This is a genomic window from Paraburkholderia unamae (assembly GCF_003268775.1).
GTDB classification, from domain to species: Bacteria; Pseudomonadota; Gammaproteobacteria; order Burkholderiales; family Burkholderiaceae; genus Paraburkholderia; species Paraburkholderia unamae.
The window spans coordinates 162,225-189,041 of the sequence record NZ_QLSU01000006.1; the positions used below are offsets into that span (position 1 = coordinate 162,225).

At 62.3% G+C, this 26,817-nt stretch carries 22 protein-coding genes and 1 tRNA gene; 13 read left to right on the plus strand and 10 right to left on the minus strand.

Annotation, left to right across the window (positions count from 1 at the left end):
- The first annotated feature begins 209 nt into the window (after nucleotides 1-209).
- Nucleotides 210-686, plus strand: coding sequence for an Arm DNA-binding domain-containing protein (locus tag C7401_RS12155; RefSeq protein WP_112171623.1), 477 nt, complete (start codon nucleotides 210-212; stop codon nucleotides 684-686).
- On the plus strand, nucleotides 604-1,596 hold the full coding sequence (locus C7401_RS12160; RefSeq protein ID WP_220092817.1) for a DNA-methyltransferase: 993 nt from the start codon (nucleotides 604-606) through the stop codon (nucleotides 1,594-1,596). Before C7401_RS12155 ends, C7401_RS12160 begins: the two co-directional genes overlap by 83 nt.
- Nucleotides 1,597-1,835: 239 nt before the next feature.
- Here C7401_RS12160 and C7401_RS44350 read toward each other — a convergent pair whose 3' ends face one another.
- Complete coding sequence (locus C7401_RS44350) at nucleotides 1,836-2,699, minus strand: hypothetical protein (RefSeq protein ID WP_146757911.1); 864 nt, start codon at nucleotides 2,697-2,699, stop codon at nucleotides 1,836-1,838.
- 79 nt (nucleotides 2,700-2,778) lie between these two features.
- Nucleotides 2,779-4,836 carry a S8 family serine peptidase gene (locus C7401_RS12165; protein WP_112171624.1) on the minus strand — a complete coding sequence of 686 codons (2,058 nt, stop codon included), beginning with the start codon at nucleotides 4,834-4,836 and terminating at the stop codon, nucleotides 2,779-2,781.
- A gap of 337 nt (nucleotides 4,837-5,173) precedes the next feature.
- Here C7401_RS12165 and C7401_RS12170 point away from each other — a divergent pair, with 337 nt between their 5' ends.
- From C7401_RS12170 to C7401_RS12175, 3 genes are read left to right on the plus strand one after another with little or no spacing between them, the layout of a single operon-like run.
- Nucleotides 5,174-5,455 (plus strand): hypothetical protein, encoded by a 282-nt coding sequence (locus C7401_RS12170; protein WP_112171625.1) that lies wholly within the window; start codon nucleotides 5,174-5,176, stop codon nucleotides 5,453-5,455.
- A gap of 12 nt (nucleotides 5,456-5,467) precedes the next feature.
- Nucleotides 5,468-5,593 carry a hypothetical protein gene (locus C7401_RS45560; protein WP_258397005.1) on the plus strand — a complete coding sequence of 42 codons (126 nt, stop codon included), beginning with the start codon at nucleotides 5,468-5,470 and terminating at the stop codon, nucleotides 5,591-5,593.
- A 55-nt stretch (nucleotides 5,594-5,648) separates the two neighbouring features.
- Nucleotides 5,649-5,852 carry a hypothetical protein gene (locus C7401_RS12175; RefSeq protein ID WP_181565561.1) on the plus strand — a complete coding sequence of 68 codons (204 nt, stop codon included), beginning with the start codon at nucleotides 5,649-5,651 and terminating at the stop codon, nucleotides 5,850-5,852.
- Nucleotides 5,853-6,042: 190 nt separating this feature from the next.
- Here the strand turns inward: C7401_RS12175 and C7401_RS12180 are convergent.
- Nucleotides 6,043-6,119 (minus strand) — tRNA-Met (locus C7401_RS12180).
- A gap of 521 nt (nucleotides 6,120-6,640) precedes the next feature.
- Between C7401_RS12180 and C7401_RS12185 the strand changes: the two genes are divergently transcribed.
- Both C7401_RS12185 and C7401_RS12190 read left to right on the plus strand, forming a co-directional pair.
- Nucleotides 6,641-7,765 (plus strand): hypothetical protein, encoded by a 1,125-nt coding sequence (locus C7401_RS12185; protein WP_112171627.1) that lies wholly within the window; start codon nucleotides 6,641-6,643, stop codon nucleotides 7,763-7,765.
- A gap of 91 nt (nucleotides 7,766-7,856) precedes the next feature.
- Entirely contained in the window at nucleotides 7,857-8,867 is a 1,011-nt protein-coding gene (locus C7401_RS12190; RefSeq protein ID WP_112171628.1) for an alpha/beta hydrolase family protein, read from the plus strand.
- Nucleotides 8,868-8,904: 37 nt separating this feature from the next.
- Here the strand turns inward: C7401_RS12190 and C7401_RS12195 are convergent, their stop codons facing one another.
- Nucleotides 8,905-10,032, minus strand: a complete 1,128-nt coding sequence (locus C7401_RS12195; RefSeq protein ID WP_112171629.1) for an aromatic ring-hydroxylating dioxygenase subunit alpha — start codon at nucleotides 10,030-10,032, stop codon at nucleotides 8,905-8,907.
- A gap of 414 nt (nucleotides 10,033-10,446) precedes the next feature.
- Here C7401_RS12195 and C7401_RS12200 point away from each other — a divergent pair, with 414 nt between their 5' ends.
- A complete protein-coding gene (locus tag C7401_RS12200) occupies nucleotides 10,447-11,238 on the plus strand; it encodes a cysteine hydrolase family protein (RefSeq protein WP_112171840.1) in 792 nt (263 codons plus the stop codon).
- Nucleotides 11,239-11,313: 75 nt separating this feature from the next.
- Nucleotides 11,314-11,874, plus strand: a complete 561-nt coding sequence (locus C7401_RS12205; RefSeq protein WP_112171630.1) for a helix-turn-helix domain-containing protein — start codon at nucleotides 11,314-11,316, stop codon at nucleotides 11,872-11,874.
- A gap of 65 nt (nucleotides 11,875-11,939) precedes the next feature.
- Here C7401_RS12205 and C7401_RS12210 read toward each other — a convergent pair whose 3' ends face one another.
- Complete coding sequence (locus tag C7401_RS12210) at nucleotides 11,940-12,623, minus strand: MgtC/SapB family protein (protein ID WP_112171631.1); 684 nt, start codon at nucleotides 12,621-12,623, stop codon at nucleotides 11,940-11,942.
- A 234-nt stretch (nucleotides 12,624-12,857) separates the two neighbouring features.
- Between C7401_RS12210 and C7401_RS12215 the strand changes: the two genes are divergently transcribed.
- Genes C7401_RS12215 through C7401_RS12225 form a run of 3 tightly spaced genes read left to right on the plus strand, consistent with a single transcriptional unit; the run spans nucleotide 12,858 to nucleotide 18,492 of the window.
- Nucleotides 12,858-13,277: a PGDYG domain-containing protein gene (locus tag C7401_RS12215; protein WP_258397006.1), complete on the plus strand. Its 420-nt coding sequence runs from the start codon at nucleotides 12,858-12,860 to the stop codon at nucleotides 13,275-13,277.
- Between the two features lie 53 nt (nucleotides 13,278-13,330).
- Complete coding sequence (locus C7401_RS44940) at nucleotides 13,331-15,214, plus strand: hypothetical protein (protein ID WP_181565562.1); 1,884 nt, start codon at nucleotides 13,331-13,333, stop codon at nucleotides 15,212-15,214.
- Between the two features lie 56 nt (nucleotides 15,215-15,270).
- Nucleotides 15,271-18,492 (plus strand): DUF4062 domain-containing protein, encoded by a 3,222-nt coding sequence (locus C7401_RS12225; RefSeq protein WP_181565564.1) that lies wholly within the window; start codon nucleotides 15,271-15,273, stop codon nucleotides 18,490-18,492.
- 7 nt (nucleotides 18,493-18,499) lie between these two features.
- Here C7401_RS12225 and C7401_RS12230 read toward each other — a convergent pair whose 3' ends face one another.
- The 5 genes from C7401_RS12230 to C7401_RS12250 all read right to left on the minus strand — a co-directional run bounded on the left by C7401_RS12230 (nucleotide 18,500) and on the right by C7401_RS12250 (nucleotide 25,688).
- The gene (locus C7401_RS12230) at nucleotides 18,500-19,309 is read right to left on the minus strand and encodes an aminoglycoside phosphotransferase family protein (RefSeq protein ID WP_112171635.1); all 810 of its coding nucleotides are present in this window, start codon (nucleotides 19,307-19,309) and stop codon (nucleotides 18,500-18,502) included.
- A 253-nt stretch (nucleotides 19,310-19,562) separates the two neighbouring features.
- Nucleotides 19,563-19,883, minus strand: coding sequence for a DUF4148 domain-containing protein (locus C7401_RS12235; RefSeq protein WP_112171636.1), 321 nt, complete (start codon nucleotides 19,881-19,883; stop codon nucleotides 19,563-19,565).
- Between the two features lie 168 nt (nucleotides 19,884-20,051).
- Complete coding sequence (locus C7401_RS12240) at nucleotides 20,052-20,765, minus strand: phosphatase PAP2 family protein (protein ID WP_112171637.1); 714 nt, start codon at nucleotides 20,763-20,765, stop codon at nucleotides 20,052-20,054.
- A gap of 842 nt (nucleotides 20,766-21,607) precedes the next feature.
- Nucleotides 21,608-24,193 (minus strand): bifunctional aconitate hydratase 2/2-methylisocitrate dehydratase, encoded by a 2,586-nt coding sequence (gene acnB / locus C7401_RS12245; RefSeq protein ID WP_112171638.1) that lies wholly within the window; start codon nucleotides 24,191-24,193, stop codon nucleotides 21,608-21,610.
- A gap of 328 nt (nucleotides 24,194-24,521) precedes the next feature.
- Nucleotides 24,522-25,688, minus strand: a complete 1,167-nt coding sequence (locus C7401_RS12250; protein ID WP_112171639.1) for a mandelate racemase/muconate lactonizing enzyme family protein — start codon at nucleotides 25,686-25,688, stop codon at nucleotides 24,522-24,524.
- A gap of 131 nt (nucleotides 25,689-25,819) precedes the next feature.
- On the opposite strand from C7401_RS12250, the gene C7401_RS12255 reads away from it, so the two are divergent.
- Nucleotides 25,820-26,785, plus strand: coding sequence for a LysR family transcriptional regulator (locus C7401_RS12255; RefSeq protein ID WP_112171640.1), 966 nt, complete (start codon nucleotides 25,820-25,822; stop codon nucleotides 26,783-26,785).
- The last annotated feature ends 32 nt before the right edge of the window (nucleotides 26,786-26,817 follow it).

Consider the following 26,817-nt stretch of genomic DNA (forward strand, 5'->3'; position numbering starts at 1 on the left):
CGGGGGTAGGATTTGAACCTACGACCTTCGGGTTATGAGGGCGAATTTTCAGTGCCAACCAGTCCCACTCAGTGCCAAATCGTTTGATTTTAAAGCATTTCCGGTTCTGTTGTGTTTCTCTCAATGGCACCCGGTGTCACCCGGTGCCAAACGGCAAATGTCCTGGATTTGTCGTGCTGGCCCGGCATGCCGAAACGAGAGAATACACGATGGGAACGAAACACCAACGCTTCAAGATTGACCGGAAATTCATGGATGCGCTGCGCGCGACGGGCGAATACCAGGCGTTCCAGGATACGGAATTGCGCGGCGTTGGCGTCAAGGTGACGCCAACGGGCGCGAAGTCGTACACGTACCGCTGGACGAAACCAGACGGCACCCAGGGCCGCCGCACGATCGGATATTACCCCGCCATGCAGCCGGGCGAAGCGCGCGACGCGGCCCGCCGCGAAAGCGAGATTATCGACCGCAAGGGCGATACCCTCACCGTCGCGGCGGTGCGACGCTCGAAGCGCACTGAGCTAACCAGGGCGGTGCGCGGCGTGCCGACTCTGCGCCGCTACCTCGAAGACAGCTACGCGAGCATGCGCAGGAATCGCAGACGTGAGCGCGCCCGTTGTCATCGGCCCCGCGACGCTCTACAACGCGGACGCGCTCGCGGTGCTGCCAGCACTCGCGGGACTTGACGCGCTCTTGTGCGATCCGCCGTATTCCAGCGGCGGACAGTTTCGCTCAGACCGCGTACAGGACACGCGAAAAAAATACGTCCAGTCGGGCTCATCAAGTGCAGAGCTACCCGATTTTAGCGGCGATAACCGCGATCAACGCGGCTTCTCGTATTGGGCCGCGCTATGGTCGGCGGCAGCGCTGCGTGCGTGCAGACCCGGTGCCGTGGGCATGTTCTTTACGGACTGGCGGCAACTGCCCGCGTCAATCGATTACATGCAGGCCGGGGGCTGGGTATGGCGCGGCATCGTGCCGTGGTGCAAGCCCGATGCACGGCCGCAGCTTGGCCGCTTTACCGCGCAATGCGAATACGTCATATGGGGCACGGCGGGCGCGATGGAAGCCGATGAATCAATCGGACGGCTACCCGGTTTCTACGAATGCACGGCACCTCGCGACCGCGTACACGTGACGCAGAAGCCGTTGCCGCTGATGCGTGAACTACTGCGCATCGTGCCTCCGGGTGGAGTCGTGCTGGATTGCTTCATGGGCTCGGGCACAACGGGCGTAGCGTGCATTCAGACCGGGCGGCGCTTCGTCGGTATCGAGCTGGACCCCGTGCATTTTGAAGGCGCGTGCGAGCGAATCAGGGATGCGCACCGCCAGGGCGCGCTATTCGATCATGCGCACGCAGCACAGGAACAGGCGCGGTTGACGTATGAAAGACAGGCATTACCGTGCGCCGGTAGGTTCATTCAGACATGGCACGGACTTATCGTCTCGTTATTTCGCACAACGCTCGGAACTGCCGCCATGAATCGTCCCAGCCATTTAACTCCGGACACCCGGCAACAGGGGCACGGCTGCACGCAACCCCAACAGATGAAGGAAGACTGTACAGATTGCATCTGCTTAAGCTCACGCGCTTAACGCGTCCGTGAGATATGGCTTGCCGGAGTCTGTGACGAACGATCCTGTATGTGCGACCTGACAAGCGTACCAGTGACGGGACGCTGTAAAAAACATGCGGTGCCATAAGTCCAACGATCTCGTCAATCCGTTCTTTTTTCTTCTCATCCTTTACCATACGCTAGTCTCCTTTTTAAGGAATAAAGTCGGCCGGCGAAGATGCCCAACACAGTGTCATTCGGACGCAGGCGAGGTATTTGTTAGAGTGCATAGACTTCCTTTATATATTCGATTGCAGAACGATATTGTTCACCGACGTCGTGAGTGCCGAAGTTGTATAAGTGACTTCGCGCCGTATCGAAGAATTCGTCCGTGCCGAATTCTCGTTCAAAGAACGTTCGCACATTCTCTATAGAAGTCCAAAAAACGCTATCCTCAAATATTGAAGGTGGTTTTGTATTTGAAGATCGTTCGCTGATTACCGCAGTTCCCAACGAAAGGCATTGAAATACGCGAGCCTGCTCGAAGCGCGCACTTTCATAAAAATGACAATTAAACACGGCCTTGGACCTCATTATTTCCTTATCTCGAACCTCGCCATATATGCCAACCTTTAATACACTAACCGAGACTCCGGCAAGCTGAATTTCTCGCAAAATTCGATGCCGCCGTTCATTCATGCTACCAACAAAAAGGATGTCGATTGGGCGGCAGTCAATTTCCGTCGAATACGATGATCGAAGATATGGTGCATATCCAAACGTAATAATCGGAGTCTCACTTGAGCTTCTATATGCTGAAACGTTCGATTGGTCATAGTCAACTACGACTGACGTTTTTAAGAGTTGAATGTAACTGCCGCTCACGGTGGCACCCTCTCGACCAAGCTGCTCCAGATTCACAATAACGCAACGATAGTGTCGCGCCAATTCCGTATCGAATCCGGCATGAGCACCAAAGATGAAATTCACGCATTCGCCGCGAATACGGTTGATTTCGATAGTTGCTTCATACCCAAGTCGCCTGAATTGATGCTGAAAATATCGGGCTTGATCGAGAAAGCCAAGTGCATGTGTGTTCCCCGAAATCTGAACGATGCAGATGTTAATATTTAGATTGTTCACACACACTCCCTGCATTTATTGAGTCGGCCGACCTGGCTTACTTGCGATATGGCAAGCAAGCGAGGTGCGACCGAGTCAGTTATTGTGACAATGAGTATTTAAGTGTCGCCCCATTTATCGTGGTTTGGAAGACGGAATAGACCATGATGAAATATTTTCCCTGTGGGGGGGTATCTACTGCGCAGACATAAGTTCCTTTTCCGCCATCTTTTCGGCAATCTGGACTTATAAGTGTCAACGAATTTTTCAATGCAAAATATACAGATTCATTGTTGTTGTTAATATTCAACGTGGCTGTAATTTTCTTCGTGCCTTTCGGAATCTGAAGATTGATATATGCCTCGGAATTCACCTTGATATTCAAGGCGGTTTCGGTGTCAGGGGCAAGATAGGTTGACGGAAGTTCGGTAATCACCATGGGACGCGAAATTGAGCTGGAATTTCCGTTAACGTCGGTTGCAGTGACTTTCATCGTGTAATTGCCGGGATACTCATACTCACGTACTGGATTAACGCCTGGACCGAATACTGATACCGGCTTTCCATCGCCCCAATTCCATTCCACCGACTTGATCGCAACACCGCCTCTTGACGTCGAGCGGTCAGTGCAGTTGACGCGTTGTGTCGTGATTTGCTGTTGGCAATCGAAGTCTGCAGCGACAGGCGGATTCGCCGCCTTGGCTGTTTTAACTGCGTTAGTGGCATCAACGATCCCCGCGCCAAGCACCCGATCTAGCTTGTACGGGAACGGCTGTACTGTTTGCTGTAGCAGGGTACGCATTTCGTTGACGTTATATTTACCGGGTGCAATTGAATTGATGAGCGCAACTACGCCGGATACTGCGGGCGCTGCCATTGACGTACCATTCAGTTCCGCATATGTCTCTCCTGACGGTGCGGCGGTGCCCGCGTCATAAGTTGACAGAATATATTCGCCGGGCGCAGCAATATCGATTCCCGGACCATAGTTCGAACCGGCGTAACTTCCCCGCAGACCACTTCCGCCCACAGCGATTACATTTTTGCAATTAGAGGGTTGATGCCTAGAAACATCAATAGCATCATTACCCGCCGCCGCCACGACGATACTGCCTTTACTCGTAGCGAAATCAATCGCATTTTGCATCGTCACGCTGCACGCGCTATTACCACCAAGGCTTAGATTAATGATATTCGCCGGCGTGGCGTTGGCTCGAACGTTAGGAAGTGTTCCGCCAGCGGCCCATGTAATACCGTCGGCCACATCAGACAGACTACCGAGCCCGCATCCGTTCAGCACGCGAACCGATAGAATCTTTGCATTCGGCGCTACGCCCGCGACACCAACATTATTATTGGCAATGGCAGCAGCAATGCCAGCTACGTGCGTTCCGTGCCACGATACCTCGCATTGTCCGCTCGTGACGCCTGGATTCATGCCTGTTCCAGTTCGCTCCGTGCCAAGTAAATCCTGACCCGGAAGCAGATTTGCGTTGTAGTCACTATGGCTTGTTATACCAGTGTCAACGATCGCAATCACAGAGCCCGCACCCGTGGAAATGTCCCACGCATCCACCGCTCGGATACCTGCGTTTTGATTGTATGGTGGCAAATTGGAATGCAAATACCATTCTTTCAAATAGAGCGGGTCATTTGGAACCGCGTCCGCGTTCATTTGAACATCGGGCTCTACATATTCGACGTTTGGGTCCGATGCAATCGCGCGCATGAATGCCTTTGCCTCAGTGGCATTGAGCTTGCGCTCACTCGTAAGAACGTCGGCACCGACACCCAACCGGCGAAGATGATGTGCTTTTGCTGGAAATGCGGCGGTTAACTGCTTTAACTTCTGTTCAATCGTACCGCCATCCTTCCGCTCCGTGCTCCCATCCTTATACTTGACGATAAAGCGATCCGTCACAGAGTCGTCGCGAATCGCGCTCGCTTTTACGCGCGCCCAAATTTCTGGATCGACGTTTTCCGAGGCGGCGGCACTTGCTGCAGCCGCTAGTTGGGCCTTGGCGACGGCCGGTAAGACCGCCTCGTTGCTCGACGCCAACGCGGATCCGGCATCACTACCACCACATGCTGCAATGGTCAGTGACAGAGTGATTGGCGCAAGCCGAAATAGTGCCGTCCGAATTCTCTTTCCCTGCATACGTGCTCCTTGTTCTCGTTTCTTGTTTCTGCGTCAGTCCGCCAATAGCGGGCTCGGCGGCGAGGGAAGCTTTCATTTTTCTATCTAATCTTTCATTCACGTAATAAATGCTCGCCCCTGCTTATCTAGAGCGATATCGGATTCGTCCTAAAATGAAAAACGAGGCCATTATTCGACGCGCGTTGCCTAAGAAATTTGATTTGACATGCGCCGAATCTTGGCTAATATTCCGATTAATGCGAATCATCCGAATTTGTCCAGAATTTTTGAGAGCCCGCCCGAATGAGCGGGCTTTTTCTATTTCTGCGCTGCACCAATTCCCCCATACAGGCTCACCATGCGCGACCTCTATTCGAGTCACGCCGCTGCGGTGCGTGACGCGCTACGCCACGCCATCGAGCGCGGCGGTATGTCTTCGCTGGGCGTGCTGCATCAGGGCGTGCCATCCGCTTCAACGCTTACCGGTACCGATGCCACGGCCCAGGCCGCACGCATCCGTCGCCAGCTCGAACGCCTCGCACCCGTGCCGCGCGCGCTGCTCGTGATCGCCTACGCGCCGCGCTCGATCAAATGCGCATGCGGCTCGCGCTGCTGCGCGGGGGGCTATCCGAATCCTTAGTGGGAAGACGCCATGCGCGTCGTGCTCGCACACGTCGCGCCACTACTCGCGGGGCACGGGCCTAACGACAAGCTGTGCGCCGCGATCATTGCCAACGCGCTCACGCGCACGAAGGAAACGACCGTTGCCGCCGTTTGAGACTCCGACTTATCGCGAGCTACGGCGAATCTGGACGGCACACCCGAACGAAGACGTGCGACGCCTCGCGCTCGAAGTGCAGACCGGGCGGCACGCGCTCTACGAACTCGAAGCAATCACGGCGGGGGAGCTTTGGTATCTGGACAAAAAGAGCGCGACGATTGATGACGCGCGTAAAGCGCTCGCGCGCATCCGCCGCCGCTTGATGCAGGAAAAGCACCGCATCGGGCCGCTCACGGGCGACGGGGGGAAGCGATAGGGGAAGGGTTTGGCGCAGGGGGGGCGCTGGATCAACGGACAATAAAAAACCCGCTCGGGGCGGGTTCAGTTTTTTCGGCAAATCTGCATAAAATCCGCAGGACTTGCCCTCAGTTTGCCCTAACAGCGAATTCAGGGCAGTTCAAACGGATACACAAACTGGCTAGAAGCCTTGCTGCCCTTGCTGCTATTGGTTGCGGGGGTAGGATTTGAACCTACGACCTTCGGGTTATGAGCCCGACGAGCTGCCAGACTGCTCCACCCCGCGGCGCGTAGTGTACTCGCACTAATGAGGTGCGTCAACTACCGATGCGCGCGGGCTACGTGAAACGCATCCGTGTGCATTGTTCGGCATATGGTTAGGAAGCCTGATTATTCGCGGAGTGGGCCGGGTAACAGAGGCAATATTGATGCGTTAGACGGCGCGCCACCACAGATGCGTGCCATCTCCTGATGGCGTGAGGCCAGCAACCGGCAGTCTCTCACCCGGACGCGTGCGCGAAAAAATGCACAGGCTGCCACCTGTGCAGTCCAGTCACCATCCCTCTGCAAGCGCATACATACTCTGGTTGCCGTTCTGCAATCCTCATGCCATGCGAACAGGATTGGGAGTTTCACGTCATGAACATGCCTGCGTCACGAACTTTTCGCACACACGTGGCTGTCGCGACCTAGAGTTCGAGCGACGCCGCAGCGAACACAGCAGGGAAAAGACGGTCCGGGCACGCGCGATGCACTCCTCGCCAGGACGGGGTGAGAGCGCCTCGTTGAATGGCGACGGAGGCTGGCATGAAGCAGACAGTGATAGGCGTATTCGACAGCTATGCGCAGGCGTATTCGGCGAAACTCGCACTGGGTGGCGCAGGCATACCGCAAGCGGATATTGCGATCTATTCAACGAGCGCCGATGCTCCGGTCGAAAAGGGGCCACGTGTCTACGCGCCGGGTAGCGGGGAGGTGCGGCATCACAAGGCGATGTTCGACCGGCTCGAGCAATTGTTCGCCCGGCTCTTCAAGACGGGAAAGTATCCGCCGGAAGTCGATGACTACAGGCAGTTCGTCCGCCGTGGCGGCACGATTGTCAGCGCTGACGTTTCCGAGCCGCAGGTCGACATGACGCTCGATCTGATGCGCCGGGCCGGTGCCGCGGATATTGGGGAACGCGCCGACGAATGGCGCAACCGACCCGTGGACGCCAAAGCTCCTGCGCCGGAATTACATCGGCAGGACGCGACTTCGGGCGACGGTGCCCATCAACACGAGTCGTCGACCCAACCGCACGACGAGGCGCGCGAAACCGCCATGCCTCGCAGCACGCCCGCGTCAACGAATGCGCCCATGGCGCCCACCGGCGATGCGTCTCCCGGCGCTGACGCCGGGTTGCACGGCACAGCCGCGGCTCCGAAGGGCCCGAAAGCGGTTGACAAGATGCAGCAGGGACCGACGCGTACGGAGTGGCACGGATCGAGTCCATGGGGCCATCCTGTGTCGCGGGAGCCGGGGGCACCCGAGGCCGGCGCCGCGCGAGCCTCCCAGAATGAAAATCTGAAGTCGAGCGCAGCGCACCCGGCCGCGGGCAACGCGAGTGCGGCAAAGGCTGACCCTGCGTCGGCAACGGGCTACGCGGGGGACCCGAATCTGGAAACGCTGTCGTCCAAAGACGCCGCCTACGAAAGTCAATTGCGCAAGGACTATGAGGCCCACTACGCCAACACGGGCGCGACCTATGACGAGTATCGCCGGGCCTTCACGCACGGCGCCACGCTCGGGCAGGACGAGCGGTATCGCGGGTCGGACTGGACGAGGGCTGAGTCGAGCGTTCGCGAAACCTGGGAGTCGCGCTACCCGGAAAGCCGGTGGGAGCGTTTCAAGGCCGCCGTGCGAAACGGTTGGGAACGCGTCAGGGGCAACTGAGCGGATCGGTTGACGACGCGCCCTGGTCATCGAAGGTGCAAGGCGTTCTGATATCCTTCGCGTCTCACACTGCTTGCCCAGGAGTCGTGACATGCGTTGGATCGCGATCGTTGTACTGGCAATCGTATGGACTTGTTCCGCGCGGGCAGAACCGGCCGCTTTTAACGCAGGGGTCATGCGTCTCACGGTGCCGGATGGGGCGGCTCCTTTCGAAACGGTAGTTTTTTACCCCACGCGTGAGCGCGAGGTTCCATGGCAAGCAGGTCCGTTTACGATCGAGGCGACGCGCGATGCTTTGCCGGTACCGGACAACCGCTTCCCCGTTGTGCTGATTTCACACGGACGCGGCGGCGGCCCCCTCAGCCACCGCGAATTGGCCACGGCGCTCGCTCGTGCCGGATTCATCGTCATCTTGCCGACGCACGTGGGGGACGCCTCAGGGCATCCCCGGGCCGCGTCTCAAGCCCAGATCCTGATTGATCGTCCGCGACAGGCGCAAGCCGCGCTCAACGCTGTTCTCGCCGATGCACGGTTTTCGGCGCGCGCCGACGCCGGGCGAATGGGCTTGATCGGATACTCGGCCGGTGGCTACACCGCGCTGATTCTGGCGGGAGCGAAACCCGACTTTGCGGCCGCGAGTGCGTACTGCGCGAATCATGACGATCCGGGATCGTGTCCGTCTTCGGCAACCGGCAACGGTCCACACGGCGCCCAGGGCAACGCGGCCGTGCCCGCTGAACTCGTTGCCTGGCAGCCGCCTGTTGATCACCGCGTCAAGGCCCTGGTGCTGATGGATCCGCTGGCCATGATGTTCGGAGCCTCGGGCTTGTCCGTTGTGCACGTTCCGGCGATGCTCTATCGACCGCAGGATGACAGCTACCTGGGTGCCGCGAGAAACGCGCTTGCCGTTGAGGCGAATTTGCCTGGCCCACCGGCGGTGCATGTCGTGCCGGGCAACCACTTCGTCTTCATCGATCCGTGTCCGCCGTCGGTCGCGGCCAGTGCGGCGCTGATTTGCCAGGATGCGCCCGGGATTGACCGGGTGGAGATTCATCGCCAGATGGACCACGAGGTCGTGGATTTCCTGCGCGCGCATCTATGACCCACCCGAGCTTGATCCATCGGCGGGGCACGCGGCCCTAAGGTTCGTCCTGGCTGTTTGTTCGCGCGGTGAGCGCCGCATCGAGCGCCCAGGTTTTCACTTCGTGGCGCGCGGGGCAGGCGATTACATTTACGCTGCGCCGGGCTTCTCCCGTGCCGTCGGCCTGGTTTGCCGGGGCGGCTAGCCAGCCGCGCTGTTCCAGCGCCTGCACACGCTGGCGGAACGCAATCTGCAAGGCGTCCGATTTCACCGATACTTCGTTATGCCAACCTTGCGGCACGCATTCGGGGCGAATCCTGCGCAGCACCGCGTGGTCTTCGGCAAAGATGCGCAGGTTGCGCCGGCGAAAGCGCGCGTCGAGCAGCGGGCTTCGCAGGAAGGTGCGGCCCATCATCCAGACGGTGCGCGTGTGGAGCGCATCGACCGGGACATGCGCCGACGCGATAAAAATTTGCCAGCCGTTGCCGAGGGTGAGTTCCAGCGTGGCGCACGGGCCGCTCAGATGAAAACCCGTGCGCGTGACAACATCGACGTGTTCGCCGCTGGGCGTGCGCCGGAACACGCCCTTGCGCACGGGCCGCCGCATGACGAGCTTCGCTTGCGCGCTCCAGTCGTCTTGCGCTTCGACGTCGAACGTATCGATGTCGGGCCGATCCGGGGCGCCGAACGACGTCCCGTGCACGAATGGCGCGTGCGCGAAATCGAGTCCGTTCTCGACGATGCGCTCCCAGTTGGCCGCCCACTCGAACGTCCCGTATATCACGCGCACACCGGGATCGTCGGCCCACGACAAATCGGGCAGCGGTGGGCGCGCCTCCTCGGGTAGATCGCCGAGAAACGCCCAGACCCACCCGTGTCGTTCGACTACCGGATAGCCGTCCACGCGGGCGCGCGCCGGAATGCGCGCCTGCGGCTGCGCGGGAATGTGCACGCAGACGCCGTCGCCGCCATAGCGCCAGCCGTGATAGGGGCACTGCACGGTGCCGTCCACGCGCCGCCCCGCGGACAGCGATGCGCCGCGGTGTACGCAGATGTCGGAGAGCAGGCGGGCGTGCCCCGCGTTGTCGCGCAACGCCACGAAGCGATGGCCGAGTACGGTGACGGGCAGCAGCGCGTCGCGCAGATCGGCCGACGCGGCTACGGCATACCACAGGTTCTTGAGCATGAAGATCGGGGCATGTTGAAACTGTCATGCAGTGTAGAGGAGTGTGTGGCGCTGTCGCAGAAGCCGTGCAAGCCGCGCAGCACACGTGAGAACTGTCCTCACTGAGCCCATGCAGCCGCTCCTCACAGCGGATATATCCGTGGCGCTGGATTTTCCATTCAATGCACGGGATTTCGCGTCACGTTGGTGCGCGGGTCGGCAGCCACGGTGCATGGGAAACGTGGATGACCGGCGATGCGACGCCCACGCGCGTAATGCGCTTCTTCTATCAGGCCCGGACTGGCATGCCTCGAACGACAGTCGTATCACTATATTGATACATGATATTCTTATAGTGGCACATCTCTTGCGATTGAACTATGGCCAGTGCATCGATTTGCACTGGCGTACATTTCAAACTTCAAGAGGATTGTGATGGCGGATTTTTTTGCGACACGACGTAAAACCCTGCAAGGACTGGCACTCGGTGCAGCGGCGCTGTCCGGCGCAACGTCGGCACGGGCAGCCGACACCAGCAGCAAGACGATTGGCGGCATTCATGCCATTCCAGAGATGGCGCCGCAATGGAGGGAACTCGATCTCGCTGAGATTCTGTCCCGTCCCGCTGCCTATTGTTCCGTTAGCCAGACGAAGTCCGTCTACGATCCGGGCGGCTTGCAATCCGGCGAGGGCCACAGGCAACGCGGCAGTCTGGAAGCCACCATCAAGGTCGTGCAGGCTGCCCGGAAGAAAAAGAATTTCGTGTCTTTTAACTGGATCGGCTACGAGCTTTTCCGTCAATCCTATCCGCAGAACGACTTCGATCATGCGCAATTTGGAACATGGACGAAAGGCATTAACTGGACGAAGGAGCAGCAGGCCCGGGATAACGAACTCGTAGGTGAACTGCGTGCGCTGGTGCGTCCCGGCGATAACGAATTCAACGAACGCGCCTTGCAGTCGGCGTGGATCGGCACGGCCATGCCACTTGAACTGACACGGAAGCGGGTTCAGGTGATTGTCCTCACCGGAATCCACCTCGACTGGTGCATAGAAGGGAACACACGGATAGCGCGAGATAATGGCTATCTTCCTATCGTCATTGGCGACGCATGTGGTTGCCAGAAGCCGGAACAGGAGCCCGCAGCGATGGAGCGAATCAACAATTTCTTCGCGCCCGTCATTTCGGCCGATACATTTGTGAGCTACCTGAATAAAGCCACCTAAAGCGAAACGGCCATGACGACGACTGACCCGGTTTCATGGCCGTCCTGACGATTCAAGTAACCATTATGATGAACGATGACAGAAGAGATTGATCGCCGCATTGGCGCGCGGATACGGATTGAACGGGAAGCCCGTGGATGGTCGCTTTCGGAACTGGCTGAGCGAGCCTCGGTGTCACGCGGGATGATCTTCAAGGTCGAGCGGGGCGACAGCAGCCCGACAGCAACCCTGCTCGGAAAATTGTCTGGCGCGTTCGGCTTGAGCATGTCAACGTTGATCGCGCGCGCTGAGGTCAGCAAGGGAAAACTCTTGCGCAAAGCCGACCAGCCTCTCTGGGTCGACCCCGACACAGGCTATGTGCGTCGGCACGTTTCGCCGAACTCTGATCTCCCGCTCGATCTGATACACATCACCTTGCCTGCTCGCGAAAGCGTTGCCATGCCGGCATCCGCCTATGCCTTTCTACGTCAACTCATCTGGGTGCTGGAAGGGGAACTTGTGTTCAGCGAAGGAGAAGCAAGACACGTCATGAGTGAGGGCGATTGCCTCGAACTCGGGCCGCCCACTGATTGCCTGTTCAAAAACGAAAGTGACCGCACGTGCGTCTACGCTGTTGCCGTGCTGACGGGTAGCTGACCCGCGCTTCACATCTCGCTCTCATCGAGGTCGGACGGATCAGCCGACCGCTCATGGTGATGTGTTCATTCTTGAATACTCCAGCGCACGGCTGAAACATACGGCGCCAAGGCCAGTTCGCCCACCAGCGTTTCCAGCGCACCGGCCTGCCTCTCCAGGCCAAGCACGACGGCATTGACTTCGGATTTTCCGCCGCCCTTGAGGCCGTGACTTTCGAGACTTTGCAATGCGAGGCCCTGCTCATTCAACTTGAGCAGAAGTGCGGAGCGAACCAGTGCTTCCTGCTGACCGTCGACCACGATCTCCACCTCGAAGAGGCACTGAACGACAGTCTCCGCAGGCGCGACCCGATAGACCCATCGGGCCAGATACGGCAGCGACAAGTTGCAGAAGACGATCATCATCGTAGAGAGCACTGCGCCCCCCAGAAGCCCGCATCCCGCCATGACGCCTACCGCACCTGTGCACCAGACGGTAGCGGCTGTGCTGAGCCCCCGGATGCTCACGCCATCACGCATGATGACGCCTGCACCGAGAAACCCTATCCCCGTCACGACTTGTGCAGCCATGCGCACCACATGTTCCTGCGCACCCAGCAGGAACGGCAGCGCTGCAAAGGTGGCGGCGCCGATTGCCACCAGCGCATGCGTCACGACACCTGTGAAACGTTGACGCCACTGACGCTCGAAACCGATTACCGCACCCAGCAAGAACGCGGTGAATATGTGCACGGCCATCACGTAGTACATGACTGACTCGCTTGGCAAGGGTAAAGCCCGTCGTGGATCAGCGCCTGGATGGCGCGAAGGCAGAGGGTGGCTTCGCCGGACCCGGAAATGATAGCGTGTGCCGCTGTTATCGAGAGGCTGGCCGTCTGTGACCATCTACGGCCGCGACCCGGCAAATCCCGCCATCCCACCCGTCACACGACGCACAATCGAAACACGCTAAGATTATCTTTTCGATTCCGCATGGGAGCGCGAATGGCGACGGCTTCACACGACATGGATCGCTACGCGAAGCGGCGCGATCCCGTCGACGTCGAGATCGCCGCTCATGACGGCGTGCTGACGACGCTCGAAGGCCCGGTCTCCTATCGCGCCGGCGACGCGCTGCTCACGGGGGTGCGCGGCGAGCGCTGGCCGGTCGCGCGGCAACGCTTCGAGCGGACCTATGAGCCCGTAGCGCCCACGCAGGCGGGGCAGTCGGGCCGCTACGCGCGTTTGCCCAACGAGGTGCGGGCGCGCAAGATGCCCGAGGCGTTCAGCGTCGCGACGAGTAGCGGCGACACCTTGCAAGGGCAGCCCGGGGACTGGCTGCTCGAATACGGCCCCGGCGACTGGGGCATTGTGGCGAACGATATTTTTGCGCAGACATACGTGCGCATTCAGGATCCGGATTAAAGCGCGCCGCGACAATGCGCGGCGCATAACGACAATAACCTGACCAACTATCCATGCAAGCAAGCTACCGGCAAGCGCATGTTCCGGCAGTATTCGGGGTTGCCGTCGCCGCGCAGGCGACGAATTCATTCGTGGAAGACCTGCTCGGCGCACTGGAACCGTCCTTCACGCATACGGACTGGATCATCGTCGTCGCGAACGGCACGGACTGCGTGCACGTCCTCGCCCGCAATGCCGCGGGCACGCTGGTGGAGCGCGAGCGCGTCGATCCGCGCGCGAGCCTGCCGCCCGACGAAGACATCGCGCCGGACGTCGCCAGCGCCACCTACCTGCTGCGCAGTTGCGCCGTGGTGTTCGTGGCGACGGGCGCCGCCGCGCCTCCCGGCACGTTACGCAAGGCGCTCGACGATCATGCGGGTGCGCTGCCGCTCAATACGCCGAACGCCGGCAACCAGGTCTCGGTATTCAGCCTGCCCGAACCGGCGCCGATCGTGCGCGTGCCCGACGATCTGCCCTTGCCGCGCTTGAGCGCCGACGCCGCGCGCGCCATCGACGGCTTGCGCGCGCGCCCCGCACGCGTGGCGGCGAGCCTGCTGTATGGCGAGCGGGAGGTGAAGGCGCCCAGACACGATCCCGCGCTTGCGTTGTTCCGCACGCGGGAAGTGCTGCGCCAGTGGGCGAGTATCGAAGAATTCAATCGCGACGCGCGCGCGGCGGAGGCCGAACATGGCGCGCGCGGCGCGGTCCCGGACGGTTCACCGCTCGGCGAGCGCGCCAAGGCGCTGGGCAGCCTCGGCGTCACGCCCGAGCCGCGCCCGGATCTCGCGGCGATGAACCGCGCCTTCGTGGCGGCCGACCAGCTCTCGGGCGAACGGCAACGCGAATGGAGCCGCTTGCGGCTGACCGAGGTGAAGGCGCTCGCGGGCGGATTCGCGAGCGCATGGCCGCGCATGCTCTCGCTCTTCGTGCTGGCCATTGTGGCGGCCTTCTCGCTTGCGGTCGCCTCCGAGTTTGCCGAGACGTCGCCGTTTCCGCATGGCCTGCTGCCCGAGTCGCTCGAGCGGCTGCCGGGCTCGCTCTTTTTCATTGCGTACGCATCGATCCTGCTGTTCGGGCTGGGGCGTTTGATCCTTCACCGCGCCCGACGCATCGAGGGCCGCCACCAGGATTACCGCTTGCTGGCAGAGGGCCTGCGCATCCAGTTCTTCTGGTCCGCCACGGCGCCTTATGGTTCGGAGGCGAGCGGCGCGATGCGCTCCTATGTGGCCGACCACATTCCGCTCGCGCGGCGCAGTGCGATGTTCTGGGTGCGCGCCGCCTTGCATGCGATCCGCTTTTCGGCTGCGCCCGCGCGCGGCCTCTACGCCGACGCGCCGCAGCGTGCGCAGGCCGAGTGGGATTCGATCGCCAAATCGCTGATCGAGCATCAGCTCCACTACGGCGAGAACACCTTGCTCACGCGCCGCCGCGCTGCCCTGCGCAGGCTGCACATCTGGTCCCGCGTTTGCCTCGTGACCTTCCTGCTGTGCCTGGGCGTCCTGCTCGCACGCGCGGTGGTGCAGGTGGTGGAATCGTTGCACGGCGGCCTCTTGCCCGAGGCCATCGTCCAGTTGTTCGAGCATCCGGTGGCGGGGCACTGGTTCGTGGTCGGCATGGTGGTCTCGCTCGTGATCAGCCTTTCGGCGGGCGAAGCCGCGGAGGGCTTCGGGCTCGAAGCCGAGATCCGCCGCGGCGAGGCGACCAATGCCATGCTGCTGTCGGCGCAATGCCACTGGGGCGCGACGCAGGAGGCCGCGGCGGCCGACCCGCGCGGCCTCGCGCGCGCCGTCAAACAGCGCGAAAAGCTGCTGTTCGACCTGGGCCGCCTGATGATCGACGACTACACCGAGTGGTTCCACATCCATCGCGAACGTCCGGCGCAGCCAATCCACGGCTGACGAACGCGGCATACGGTTTTCCCCTCTTTCACAACGACTGGAACGGAGTACAGGCGATGCGCGCAGATTCCCCGGAGCTTTGGCAACTCAGTACGGCGGAACCGGAGCCGCCGGTCGATCACGACGACCTGCGGCTCTCGCCCGATTCGATCGAGATCGATCGCGACGAGCACACGGCGCTGATGCTGCTGCGCGAGCGTCACGGCGAGTCGACGTGGGTGCTCCAGCAGCCGGATGGGCGGCGCGAGCCTTTCACCGAGAACGAGGCGCGCTTCGCCATTCCGTCCTATACGCAGCAGCGCGAGATCCGGGTGTTCCTCTCGTCGACGTTTCAGGACATGCAGGCCGAGCGCAGCTATCTGGTGAAGGTGGTGTTTCCACGGCTCAAGCGCCTCGCGTCGTCGCACGGCATCGTGCTCAGCGAAATCGACTTGCGCTGGGGCGTGTCGCTCGAAGAGGTCGAGCGCGGCGAGACGGTGGCGATCTGCCTGGACGAGATCGACCGCTGCCGCGCGTGCCCGCCGTTTTTCATCGGCCTGCTGGGCGAACGCTATGGCTGGACGCCGGAGCCGGCGGCGCTCGACGCGCTCGATAACGCCATGGCCAGCCGCGCCGGCGGCGGCGCCAGCGAAGGGATTCGCCAGCGCGCGCGCAGCGAAGCCCTGAGCGTGACCGAGATGGAGATCCGCTACGGGGTGCTCGACACGCCGCAAATGCAGCCGCACGCGTTTTTCTACCTGCGCTCGCCCGCGCTGTCGAAGCAGCTCGCCAGCGCGGTGGCGGGCAGCGCCGGGCATGACGCCTGGTTCGACGAAGCCCACGCGGCGCGCCAGCACGCGCTCAAGGACGCGCTGCGCGAGCGCGGGCTCGTGCGCATGGACGGCTATCGCTCGGTGGTGGAAATGGGCGACGACATCGAGCGGGCCGTTTCGGCGGCCATCGTCCGCCTCGCGCGGCAACTCTCGGCGGTGGCGCGATTCACCCAGGGGCCGATGCCGGGCGGCTGGGAAGTGAACGAGAGGCTCACGGAGGCGATCCGGGCGCAGACCTTCTACATCGTGCGCAACGAGCCGGTGCTGTGCGCGGCCGATGCCTGGGCGGACCGGGAGAACCCGGGCCGCGTCCGGGTGATCGTGACGGGGCCGGCGGGCAGCGGCAAGGCGACGGCGGCCGATTACCTTACGCTCTGCACGCGCGCGCGCTGGCTGGCCGCCCCGGAAATTACCTTGCACTGTCGCACCGGCGTGGCCGTCAACTCCGACGACGCGTTCTATTACCTGCGCACGATGATGAGCGCGCTGGGACTGTTACCGCCGTGGGAGGGCGCGGCGCGCGTGGGGCTCGTGGAGGCCCTGACGGCGATCGAGCGGCCCGTCATCCTGACGGTGACTGACATCGACCTGCTCGACAACTGGCAGGACCTGATCCAGATGCTGGGCGCCAACGGGAATCCGAAGGTGGCGGTCATCCTGACGACCAGCGAAGCAGATCTGAACGTCCCCCCCGCGATGTTCCAGGTGACGGCACTGCGCGAACTGGACCCGGACGAGCGCCGGGGCTTCGTGCGTGACTATCTGGCGCGCTTTCGCAAGTCGCTCGATGCGGCGTTGCTGGAGCACGTCGTCGCGATGCCGCTGGCCGGCTCGCCTTACTTCCTGCAACTGCTGATGGACGAACTGCGCCGCGGCGCCGTGTTCGAAACGCTGGACGCGGCCATCGACGCTTACGCGAACCTGCGCACGCTGGATGACGCCTTCGAGCGTTCGCTGGCGGGCTGGGTGAGCGACATGGCGTCTGACGCAACGAGCCTCGCGCGCTGGCGCGTCGCGCTCGAAGCGCTGGCGGTGGCGCACCACGGCGTGCCGAACGACTTCTTCGTTTCGGAGCATGGCGCGGCGCTCAGCCCGCTACAGTGGTGGGCGTGGCAGGGCCGCGCCGAAACGGCGCTGCTCGACGTGGGGGGCGCTTCGCGCTTGCGCGACAAGACATTGCGCCACAGCCTCCTGCGCTACTGCTTCGGCGCCGAGACGGACTCCGCGCCCGCACTCGCGGCTCAGGCGGCGGCACGGCGCCGCTTCGCGGCCTGGCTGGGCGCGGGGCGCGGGCTCGACGACGTAACCGGCTTGCTGGAGCGCATGGACCAGTTGCTCTGGCTGAGCGCCCACGACGACAACCCCGACGACCTGGCCGCGTTGCAGGCGACGCTGGCGATCCCTGAGAACGCCGTCGCGCTAATGGCGTACGGCACCGGACGACTGATGGCGGGCTGTCGCCAGCTTCTGGCCCGCAATGGTTCGCTGACTCCCCTGGCGGATGCAGCCCTTGCGGCGAAGAACGTGGTTTGCCTCGAATACGTCTGCCGTACCTACGCGGAACTCGGCAAACCTAAGGATACGGAAGCGCTTGCGCGGCGCGTGCTCGCCGAAGTCGAGCCTGCCGATGCCGCGACATTCGAGTTCTTCGTGAGCGACGGGTTGTTCTTGCAGGATCGATGGGACGAAGTGCTCGCCTATATCGAACCGGGCCTGCGCAAATGGGCGGCCGCGCCGGGCGGCACGCCGCCGCTCGCGCTTGGGGTGCTGGCGTCGTTGGTCGCCGACGGCCATGCGCCGCTCGAACCGTGGATTGACGCGATCAATGCAGGCGTCGCGGCCGTGCTTGCCATGGAACCGACGCAGTCGCCCGATTTCCAGGTTCGCATGCTATCGAGCGTGCTTCCGATCGTCGCGAGCCAGCAGAACGCGGAACTGACCTGGTCCCTGGCCATGCGCGCGCTGTCGCTCTCTTATGGCATGCCGAACCCTGGTGGCCCGAGGATGCGCTGCACGGTCGGTCCTTACGCCGTCGACGCGCTGCGCATGCTCGGACGTTACGACGAGGCGGTGGCCGTTGGCGGGAGCGTGCTGATGACGGATGTCGGGGATTTGCCGGTGCTCGAACACTCGCGGGCACTGTGCGCGCGGTGTGTCGGCCACACGTTCGTGGAGATGCAACGGTTTGGCGACGCGGTGGAGTTGCTCGAATATGCCCTGGAGGCCGAGCCGATCGACGAGACCGATTACGTGCCGAAGATCGTGGGCACGGGCCTGCTTGCTGTCTGCATGTTCCATCTGGGCGAAGAGGCGCGCGCGCAGGGCTACGTCGATGCGTTTGCCGCCTGGTATCCGCATGCGCTGGGCGCCGGCATTGCCGTGAAAGGGATGGTGAAGGCGCATCTGGAACACCTTGGGCGCGCGGACGCCGTCAATCGGCTGGAGGCGATGTGTCCCGCCGTGTGATCGACTTTCAGCGCTTGCCCGCAAGCCCGAGTGCGCCCGCCGCGAGTGCGGCGACGCTCAAGCGGGTTTGAGCGGGCAATCCGTCCTCCCGCATCCACAGGGCGGAAAGGCCCGACCAGGCGAGTATCCATTGCAGCAGCCTGCGCCGGTCGAGCCTGGCGCAGTCGGCCACGAGCGCCACTCGCCGGGCGAAGCGAAGCGGATCGACGGCGATGTGATCGTCCGGATTGCAGAACAGATTGGCGTAGTCGAATGTCCGTTCGCCAAGCAGTCCTTTGGGATCGATGGCAAGCCATCCCCGCGCGCCGAAATAGAGAATGTTCTCGTGATGGATGTCACCGTGCAGGACGGCTTCATCGGTGCGCGGCTCACGCAACAGGGTGTTCGCGACCGTGGCGCAAAGCCGGAGGACAGGGTCCGCAGGCGCTGACAAGGACCGTAAGGGCTCGAACCATTCGGCCAACGGCACGACGCCAGGCCGGTGCGGAGATCGGTGCGCGTGCAACTTGTTGACCACGGCGCACGCAATGCGCGTGGCGTCGTCGTCGCGTCCTGAACGGGACATATCGGCAAGCGACGAAGCCGGTTGCGCGCGTTCGATCAGAACGGCGTCGTCATCGTGGGCCCACACGCACGCCGCGCCGTCGCCATTCCACCATGTCATGAGCGCATTGCCTCGGCGCTCTTCGGCGCAGGCGGCGACCTTCAGCATCGCTTCGCGCTCCTGATACTTCACCGGCAGCAGATGACTGGTCGCGCTCAGAATGGGCGAGCCGTCCGGGATCAAGTCCCACAGGCGGAGGTATTGGTCGAACATGTCCGCAATGGTACAGCCCGATTACTTGCGGAGCGGCGAATCCGAAAAAGACCCAGACCGGAGCGGTCTGGGTGAAACCAGCGGGGACGGGGCCCCCGTGGTGGAGGTGTTCGTACTGCAACGACGCCGGAACAGCGCGAAAACAGCGCGGAGAGCGGTTCGCTGCGGGCTTCGTTGCGGGAGTGCTCAGGTCACTCTATCGGGAGGCGCGCGACTGCGGCGCCTCCCTGGGGATATTCGCTAATGCGGCGGCTTACTGGCCGAAATAGACGGGCTTCATGCCGTCGAAGGCAGGGCGAGCGGCGACCGGCACAACCGGTGCGCCCGAGGCGCTCGAGCCGTTCGCCACACCGCCAACGTCGCGGTTTTGCGCGGCAACCTTCGCTTCCGCAGCCAGCAGGTCGTCGGGGTAGTGCGGGTCTTCGCCGCGCGACGGGCTATAGCCGGCCTTTTCGAGCTGTACCAGTTCGGCGCGCACCTGCGCGCGGGTGATCGGCGCATTCGACTGGGCGAACGAGGCAACCGGAACGACGATGGCAACAGCAAGGGCAACCGCTTGAATCAGGGACTTCATGATGACAACCTCCATTGTGCTTTGGTATTCGGTGCGCTGTGTTGCCGCATCCGATGAACAAAGTCTAGGAGTTTCATTGCCTGGGGTTAACCATGTATTCAGGAAAGTATCCTTTCACCCCGTAGAAGGATCCGCCTCACTCGCGCGCCGCCGCATTCCTGCCTGGGCTTAGTGGAGAAGGCCCCCATGTAATTGCTTTACGACGAATACCGCGAGGATGCGCGGCTCATCGAACATGGTCGCGAGTTCGAAGAAGAACAGGAAGGCGAGCATGTACCCCACGGCCGGCCGAAGTTCCATGAAACGCAGAAAGAACGGCGCGATGCGGCTGCGGATCGGCGCGCGCGTGAAGAGCCATGCGCAAAAGGCGCCGATGGCCGCACCCGCGATGACATCGGTCGGATAGTGCAGTCCCAGGTAGACGCGAGGCAGGCACACGAAGAGCACGCAATGCGCGATCGCAAGCACGCCGATCCATCGCCAGACGAGGAAAATGCCGACGGCCACGGCCATCCAGAGCGCCGCATGGTCGCTTGGGAACGAACTCCACAGCCGCATGGTTTCGGGGGTTTCGCTGGCGACCGGAAACGACAGATGCACGGCAGGGTCGTAAAGCGGACGAAGGCGGAACGGTAATGTCAGCGCGAACAGGCGGCCGAGCAGGAACGCCGAGAGCGCGCCGCACAGCGTCGCGACGACAATCTCGCGATGCGATCGCTGGGCGTCGCCCGGATGGAACCAGATGGCGCAGAGAATCGCGAGCGGCACGACGCCTTTGGTGAAATAGAACTCGGCGATCGCGTGAACCGCGTGGGTAAACGCGAAGGACGATGAGCCGATATGAACGAGCCAGGCCTGAATGGCCGTATCGAATGCGTTCATGTCCCGCGTCTCCGTTCGAATAGGTTGGTTGTCTTAACAGCTTGTGTGGTCGGCGGTTTAATTGAGGGGAGCCGGTTGCGTCTTTATGCGGCGTGGTCGTTTTCGCCCCCGGCGGTGTTACTCGGCCGCAGCGACTGGCGACCCGCTGCTTGCGTGGAGCGTGGGGAGCGGTCCGGTTGGGGCGTGTGGCGCTCCGTAGAGGAGAGGCTTGGGCGAGCGCATGCCCGCGACGACGTAGTAAGGGGTGGACCTCGTGGCGAGTCGTCGTACGCCAGGCGCCGCGAAAGCCGCGCCGACCAGAACGAGGACATCGCCCGTCCGGGCGGGAGAGGTCTGGTGGCGATATGACATGGCAGGGCCCCCCTTGCACAGGTTCATGTATCGCAGCCAGCGTTTCGGCAAGCCACAAACAACGATGACTTCGACACGTGCGCAACCGCCGTGCCGATGGAGCAAGCCACTGGCACTTCATTCGGACGATGAAGCGCGCCGTCTTCTCGTCACTTGTAAATCATTCGCATTCCGAACGAAATGGTTAGCATTCGTTCACTGCGGTTCACATGATCGCCCGAAAGCGCTGCACAAGACGCCACCTGGTCGCGCACGGCTGTGTTTTGGCGGCGAGCGACTAGTGGCCGCGGTAGCGTGCGAGCGAGTTTTGCGCGTCGTGCAGGGAAGTCTATACCCGCTGCAACACCGGCGAAATGGCGGCCTGCCCTAAGCGCGGCGGTCGGCGCGCCGCACAAAAAAAGGCGCCGCGGGCTGAATGCCCGCGGCGCCTTTGCGTGTCGCTGCAACGAGAACTTACGACGAAACCATCGCGTCGCAGCCCGACAGCATGCTTACACCGTTACGGTGTCGGCGACTTCCTTGAAGTCTTCGATCTGGTCGAAGTTCATGTACTTGTAGATCTTGTCGCCGTTGGCGTTGATCACGCCGATGTCGGCCATGTACTCTTCCTTGGTCGGGATGCGGCCCAGACGCGAGCAGATCGCCGCCAGTTCCGCCGAGCCGAGATACACGTTCGTGTTCTTGCCCAGACGGTTCGGGAAGTTACGGGTCGAGGTCGACATGACCGTTGCGCCTTCACGCACCTGTGCCTGGTTGCCCATGCACAGCGAGCAGCCCGGCATTTCGGTACGCGCACCCGCGGTGCCGAACACGCCGTAGTGGCCTTCTTCGGTCAGTTGCTTCTGGTCCATCTTGGTCGGCGGCGCGACCCACAGCTTGACGGGGATGTCACGCTTGCCTTCGAGCAGCTTCGACGCGGCGCGGAAGTGACCGATGTTGGTCATGCACGAGCCGATGAACACTTCGTCGATCTTGGCGCCAGCCACGTCCGACAGCGTCTTCACGTCGTCCGGGTCGTTCGGGCAGGCCACGATCGGCTCATGCACGTCTGCCAGATCGATCTCGATGACGGCCGCGTACTCGGCGTCCGCATCCGGTTGCAGCAGTTGCGGATCGGCCAGCCACGCTTCCATTGCCTTGATACGGCGCTGGAGGCTGCGCGGGTCCTGGTAGCCCTGGGCGATCATCCACTTCAGCAGCGTGATGTTGCTGTTGAGGTACTCGATGATCGGTTCCTTGTTCAGGTGCACCGTGCATCCGGCAGCCGAACGCTCGGCCGATGCATCCGACAATTCGAACGCTTGCTCGACCTTCAGATCGGGCAGGCCTTCGATTTCGAGAATGCGGCCCGAGAAGATGTTCTTCTTGCCTTGCTTGGCGACCGTCAGCGTGCCTTCCTTGATGGCCCACAGCGGAATGGCGTTGACGAGGTCACGCAGCGTGACGCCCGGCTGCATTTCGCCCTTGAAGCGCACGAGCACCGATTCCGGCATGTCCAGCGGCATCGTGCCGGTGGCGGCCGCGAAGGCGACCAGGCCCGAACCTGCCGGGAAGCTGATGCCGATCGGGAAGCGCGTGTGCGAGTCGCCGCCGGTGCCGACGGTGTCGGGCAGCAGCATGCGGTTCAGCCACGAGTGGATCACGCCGTCACCCGGACGCAGGGCGATGCCGCCGCGCGTGCTGATGAAGTTCGGCAGCGTCTGGTGCGTCTTGACGTCCACGGGCTTCGGATAAGCGGCCGTGTGGCAGAACGACTGCATGACGAGGTCGGCCGAGAAGCCGAGGCACGCCAGGTCCTTCAGTTCGTCGCGGGTCATCGGGCCGGTCGTGTCCTGCGAGCCGACCGAGGTCATCTTCGGTTCGCAGTACGTGCCCGGGCGCACGCCCTGGCCTTCCGGCAGACCGCAGGCGCGGCCGACCATCTTCTGCGCGAGCGAGAAACCCTTGCCGCTGTCGGCGGGCTGTTGCGGCAGGCGGAACAGCGTCGACGGGGCGAGACCCAGCGCTTCACGCGCCTTGGTGGTCAGGCCGCGGCCGATGATCAGCGGAATGCGGCCGCCGGCGCGCACTTCGTCGAACAGCACGTCGGACTTGACCTGGAATTCGGCGATCACGGCGCCGTTCTTGAGCGCCTTGCCTTCGTACGGGCGCAGTTCGACCACGTCGCCCATTTCCATCTGCGACACGTCGAGTTCGATCGGCAGGGCGCCGGCGTCTTCCATCGTGTTGTAGAAGATCGGGGCGATCTTGCCGCCCAGGCACACGCCGCCAAAGCGCTTGTTCGGGATGAAGGGGATGTCTTCGCCCGTGAACCACAGCACCGAGTTGGTGGCCGACTTACGCGAGGAGCCCGTGCCGACCACGTCGCCCACGTAGGCGACCAGGTGGCCCTTTTCCTTGAGCGATTCGATGAACTTGACCGGGCCGCGCTTGCCGTCTTCTTCCGGCGTGATGCCGGGACGCGCGTTCTTCAGCATGGCCAGCGCGTGCAGGGGGATGTCCGGGCGGGTGGTCGCGTCCGGTGCCGGCGAGAGGTCGTCGGTGTTGGTTTCGCCCGTGACCTTGAAGACCGTGATGGTCAGGCTTTGCGGGACTTCCGGACGGCTCGTGAACCATTCGGCGTCGGCCCAGCTTTGCAGCACGGCCTTGGCGTTGGCGTTGCCCTTGTCGGCCAGTTCCTTGACGTCGTGGAACTGATCGAACATCAGAAGCGTCTTCTTCAGCGCGTCGGCGGCCACGGTGCCGACTTCGGCGTCCGACAGCAGCTCGATCAGCGGGGCGATGTTGTAGCCGCCCAGCATCGTGCCGAGCAGTTCGGTGGCGCGCTGGCGCGAGATCAGCGCGCAGGCGGTTTCGCCCTTGGCGACCGCGGCGAGGAAGCCGGCCTTCACGCGCGCGGCTTCGTCAACGCCTGCCGGTACGCGGTTGGTGATCAGGTCGACCAGGGTTTGCTCTTCGCCGGCGGGCGGATTCGTCAGCAGTTCCACCAGCTCGGCGGTTTGCTGAGCCGTGAGAGGCAGGGGGGGGATGCCGAGCGCGGCGCGTGCGGCTACGTGAGCACGAAAGTTTTCAAGCATGGGGGACCTGCTGATTTTGCGTTTCAGGGGAAGGCTTTTCGGGCACTACGATGCTGTGCCGGTACGGCTTCGAACGCGATTTTAATTGCAATCGCCCCGTAGCGTCAAATGTCTTATGTCTTATATAAGAGTTGGCGGGCGAGCGTGAAGCGGATCAGGCCCGAGGGGCGGGCGATCCGCGCGATTGCGGCGCCGTCCGCCCCCTTGCGTCATGGTGCGGCCCTTTTAGCGGCTTCCGGCGCGTGTTGCTGACGATCCATGCCAGGCAGCGGCACAAGACCGGGTTCGCGCGCATGAAGGCGGCTTTCAGGCCAACTTCAAGCCGACATCAGGCCGACAGCTTGCGCATCTCGGCAAACAGGTCGGCCTTGCCTTCGAAGCCGATGCCGGGCAGCTCCGGCAGGGTGATGTAGCCGTTGTCGACCTTCACGCCATCGGGAAAGCCGCCGTACGGCTGGAACAGGTCCGGATAGGACTCGTTGCCGCCAAGGCCGAGACCGGCCGCGATGTTCAGCGACATCTGGTGGCCGCCGTGCGGAATGCAGCGGCTCGGCGACCAGCCGTGTTGATGCAGCATGTCGAGCGTGCGCAGATACTCGACGAGGCCGTAGCTCAGCGCGCAGTCGAATTGCAGCCAGTCGCGATCGGCGCGCATGCCGCCGTAGCGAATCAGGTTGCGCGCGTCCTGCATCGAGAACAGGTTCTCGCCGGTCGCCATTGGCTTGTCGTAGTAATTGCGCAGCGTCGCTTGCAGTTCGTAGTCGAGCGGGTCGCCCGCTTCCTCGTACCAGAACAGGTCGTATTGCGAGAGCGCTTTCGCGTACCGGATGGCGGTGTCGAGATCGAAGCGGCCGTTCGCATCGACAGCGAGTTTCTGGCCGTCGCCGAGCACGCTCAGGATCGAGTCGATGCGGCGCAGGTCTTCGTCGAGCGACGCGCCGCCGATCTTCTTCTTCACGACCGTGTAGCCGCGGTCGATGTAGCTGCGCATCTCGTCCTTGAGCTTGTCGTGATTCTGGCCCGGATAGTAGTAGCCGCCCGCCGCATAGACGAAGATACTGCGATTCGGCTGGCCCTGGCCGTAGCGCTCGGCCAGCAACTGGAAGAGCGGCTTGCCTTCGATCTTGGCCGCCGCGTCCCACACCGCCATGTCGATCGTGCCGATGGCCACCGAGCGCTCGCCGTGGCCCCCCGGCTTTTCGTTGGTGAACATCGTCGCCCAGATCTTGTGCGGGTCGAGATTGTCGCCGGCGTCGTTGACGAGCGAAGCGGGATCGGCTTCGAGAATGCGCGGGATGAAGCGCTCGCGCATGAGTGTGCCCTGACCGTAACGGCCATTCGAATTGAAGCCGTAGCCCACGACCGGCTTGCCGTCGCGCATCACGTCGGTGATCACGGCGACGAGGCTCAGCGTCATCTTGCTGAAGTCGATATAAGCGTTGCGGATCGGGGAGCTGATCGGAACGGTGTGTTCGCGAATCTCGACGATTTTCATGAAGGTGTCTCCTGGTCTGACACGTTGGCTGGATCTCTGGGTGGCATGCGGCGCCGCTGCAATGGGACCCAAGCATAGCCGCGCAAGCCCCGCCTATACTTCACTTCAATTCATTTCATTTTTTACCCAAAGTGAGAACTGACTCCACCACCGACTTCGAGTTTTTCGTCCAACTGGCGAAGCTCAAAAGCCTTTCCGGCGCGGCGCGCTCGCTAGGGCTCACGCCTCCGGCGGCAACCAAACGGCTTGGCATTCTCGAAGAAAGATTCGGTACGCGGCTGGTCAACCGGACGACGCGCAGCGTGAGCCTGACCCCCGAGGGCGAGACCTACGCGCGCTACGCCGCGCAGATTCTCGATCAGGTGCGCGAGATGGAGGACGCCATTGCGGGCACGCCGGCCGATCCGCACGGCCGCCTGCGCGTCAATGCAACGCTTGGATTCGGGCGCACGACGATTGCGCCTTTGGTGTCGGAATTCGCAAAACGCTATCCGCACGTCGATATTCAGTTCGTGGTCACGGATCGTCCTGTCGATCTCGTCGAAGGCGCTTTCGATCTGGCGATCCGGTTTGGCGAGTTGCCCGACCAGCGGTTGCGGGCTCGCCGCCTGATGAGCAATCGCCGGTTTCTGTGCGCGTCGCCGAAGTATCTGGAGCGGCACGGCGTTCCGCGGCGCATGGAGGATCTGGTCAATCATCGTTGCATCATCCACACGCAGAACGACGATGCCTTCGGCGTTTGGAGATTCATGCAGGACGATCGTCTGGAAGCGTTGAAGGTGCACGGCTCGCTCTCCAGCAATGACGGCGATATCGTGCTGCGGTGGGCGCTGGACGGCCACGGCATCCTGATCCGCTCGGAGTGGGATCTCGCGAAGTACGTCCAGAGCGGGAGGCTCAGGCTGGTGCTGCCCGACATCGCGCTGCCGTCGGCGGATCTGTTCGTCTACTATCCGGGACAACGCAACGAATCCACTCGCGCGCGTGCGTTCATCGACTTTCTCGTCAAGCACTTCGAGGCGCCGTTTGTTCCGGTCGATGTGGGCAAGGCCAAGGCGGTTGCGGCCCGCAAGAGAGCGGGGCGCGCAAAGCGCTGAGGCGAGGCACGGACGGTGGCCATACGAACCTG

Bases quoted from the DNA above. Each gene is read 5' to 3' on its own strand.
- C7401_RS12155 (WP_112171623.1), top strand. From the start codon at position 210: ATGGGAACGAAACACCAACGCTTCAAGATTGACCGGAAATTCATGGAT.
- C7401_RS12165 (WP_112171624.1), bottom strand. From the start codon at position 4,836: ATGCAGGGAAAGAGAATTCGGACGGCACTATTTCGGCTTGCGCCAATC.
- C7401_RS12170 (WP_112171625.1), top strand. From the start codon at position 5,174: ATGCGCGACCTCTATTCGAGTCACGCCGCTGCGGTGCGTGACGCGCTA.
- C7401_RS45560 (WP_258397005.1), top strand. From the start codon at position 5,468: ATGCGCGTCGTGCTCGCACACGTCGCGCCACTACTCGCGGGGCACGGG.
- C7401_RS12185 (WP_112171627.1), top strand. From the start codon at position 6,641: ATGAAGCAGACAGTGATAGGCGTATTCGACAGCTATGCGCAGGCGTAT.
- C7401_RS12190 (WP_112171628.1), top strand. From the start codon at position 7,857: ATGCGTTGGATCGCGATCGTTGTACTGGCAATCGTATGGACTTGTTCC.
- C7401_RS12195 (WP_112171629.1), bottom strand. From the start codon at position 10,032: ATGCTCAAGAACCTGTGGTATGCCGTAGCCGCGTCGGCCGATCTGCGC.
- C7401_RS12200 (WP_112171840.1), top strand. From the start codon at position 10,447: ATGGCGGATTTTTTTGCGACACGACGTAAAACCCTGCAAGGACTGGCA.
- C7401_RS12205 (WP_112171630.1), top strand. From the start codon at position 11,314: ATGACAGAAGAGATTGATCGCCGCATTGGCGCGCGGATACGGATTGAA.
- C7401_RS12210 (WP_112171631.1), bottom strand. From the start codon at position 12,623: ATGTACTACGTGATGGCCGTGCACATATTCACCGCGTTCTTGCTGGGT.
- C7401_RS12215 (WP_258397006.1), top strand. From the start codon at position 12,858: ATGGCGACGGCTTCACACGACATGGATCGCTACGCGAAGCGGCGCGAT.
- C7401_RS44940 (WP_181565562.1), top strand. From the start codon at position 13,331: ATGCAAGCAAGCTACCGGCAAGCGCATGTTCCGGCAGTATTCGGGGTT.
- C7401_RS12225 (WP_181565564.1), top strand. From the start codon at position 15,271: ATGCGCGCAGATTCCCCGGAGCTTTGGCAACTCAGTACGGCGGAACCG.
- C7401_RS12230 (WP_112171635.1), bottom strand. From the start codon at position 19,309: ATGTTCGACCAATACCTCCGCCTGTGGGACTTGATCCCGGACGGCTCG.
- C7401_RS12235 (WP_112171636.1), bottom strand. From the start codon at position 19,883: ATGAAGTCCCTGATTCAAGCGGTTGCCCTTGCTGTTGCCATCGTCGTT.
- C7401_RS12240 (WP_112171637.1), bottom strand. From the start codon at position 20,765: ATGAACGCATTCGATACGGCCATTCAGGCCTGGCTCGTTCATATCGGC.
- acnB (WP_112171638.1), bottom strand. From the start codon at position 24,193: ATGCTTGAAAACTTTCGTGCTCACGTAGCCGCACGCGCCGCGCTCGGC.
- C7401_RS12250 (WP_112171639.1), bottom strand. From the start codon at position 25,688: ATGAAAATCGTCGAGATTCGCGAACACACCGTTCCGATCAGCTCCCCG.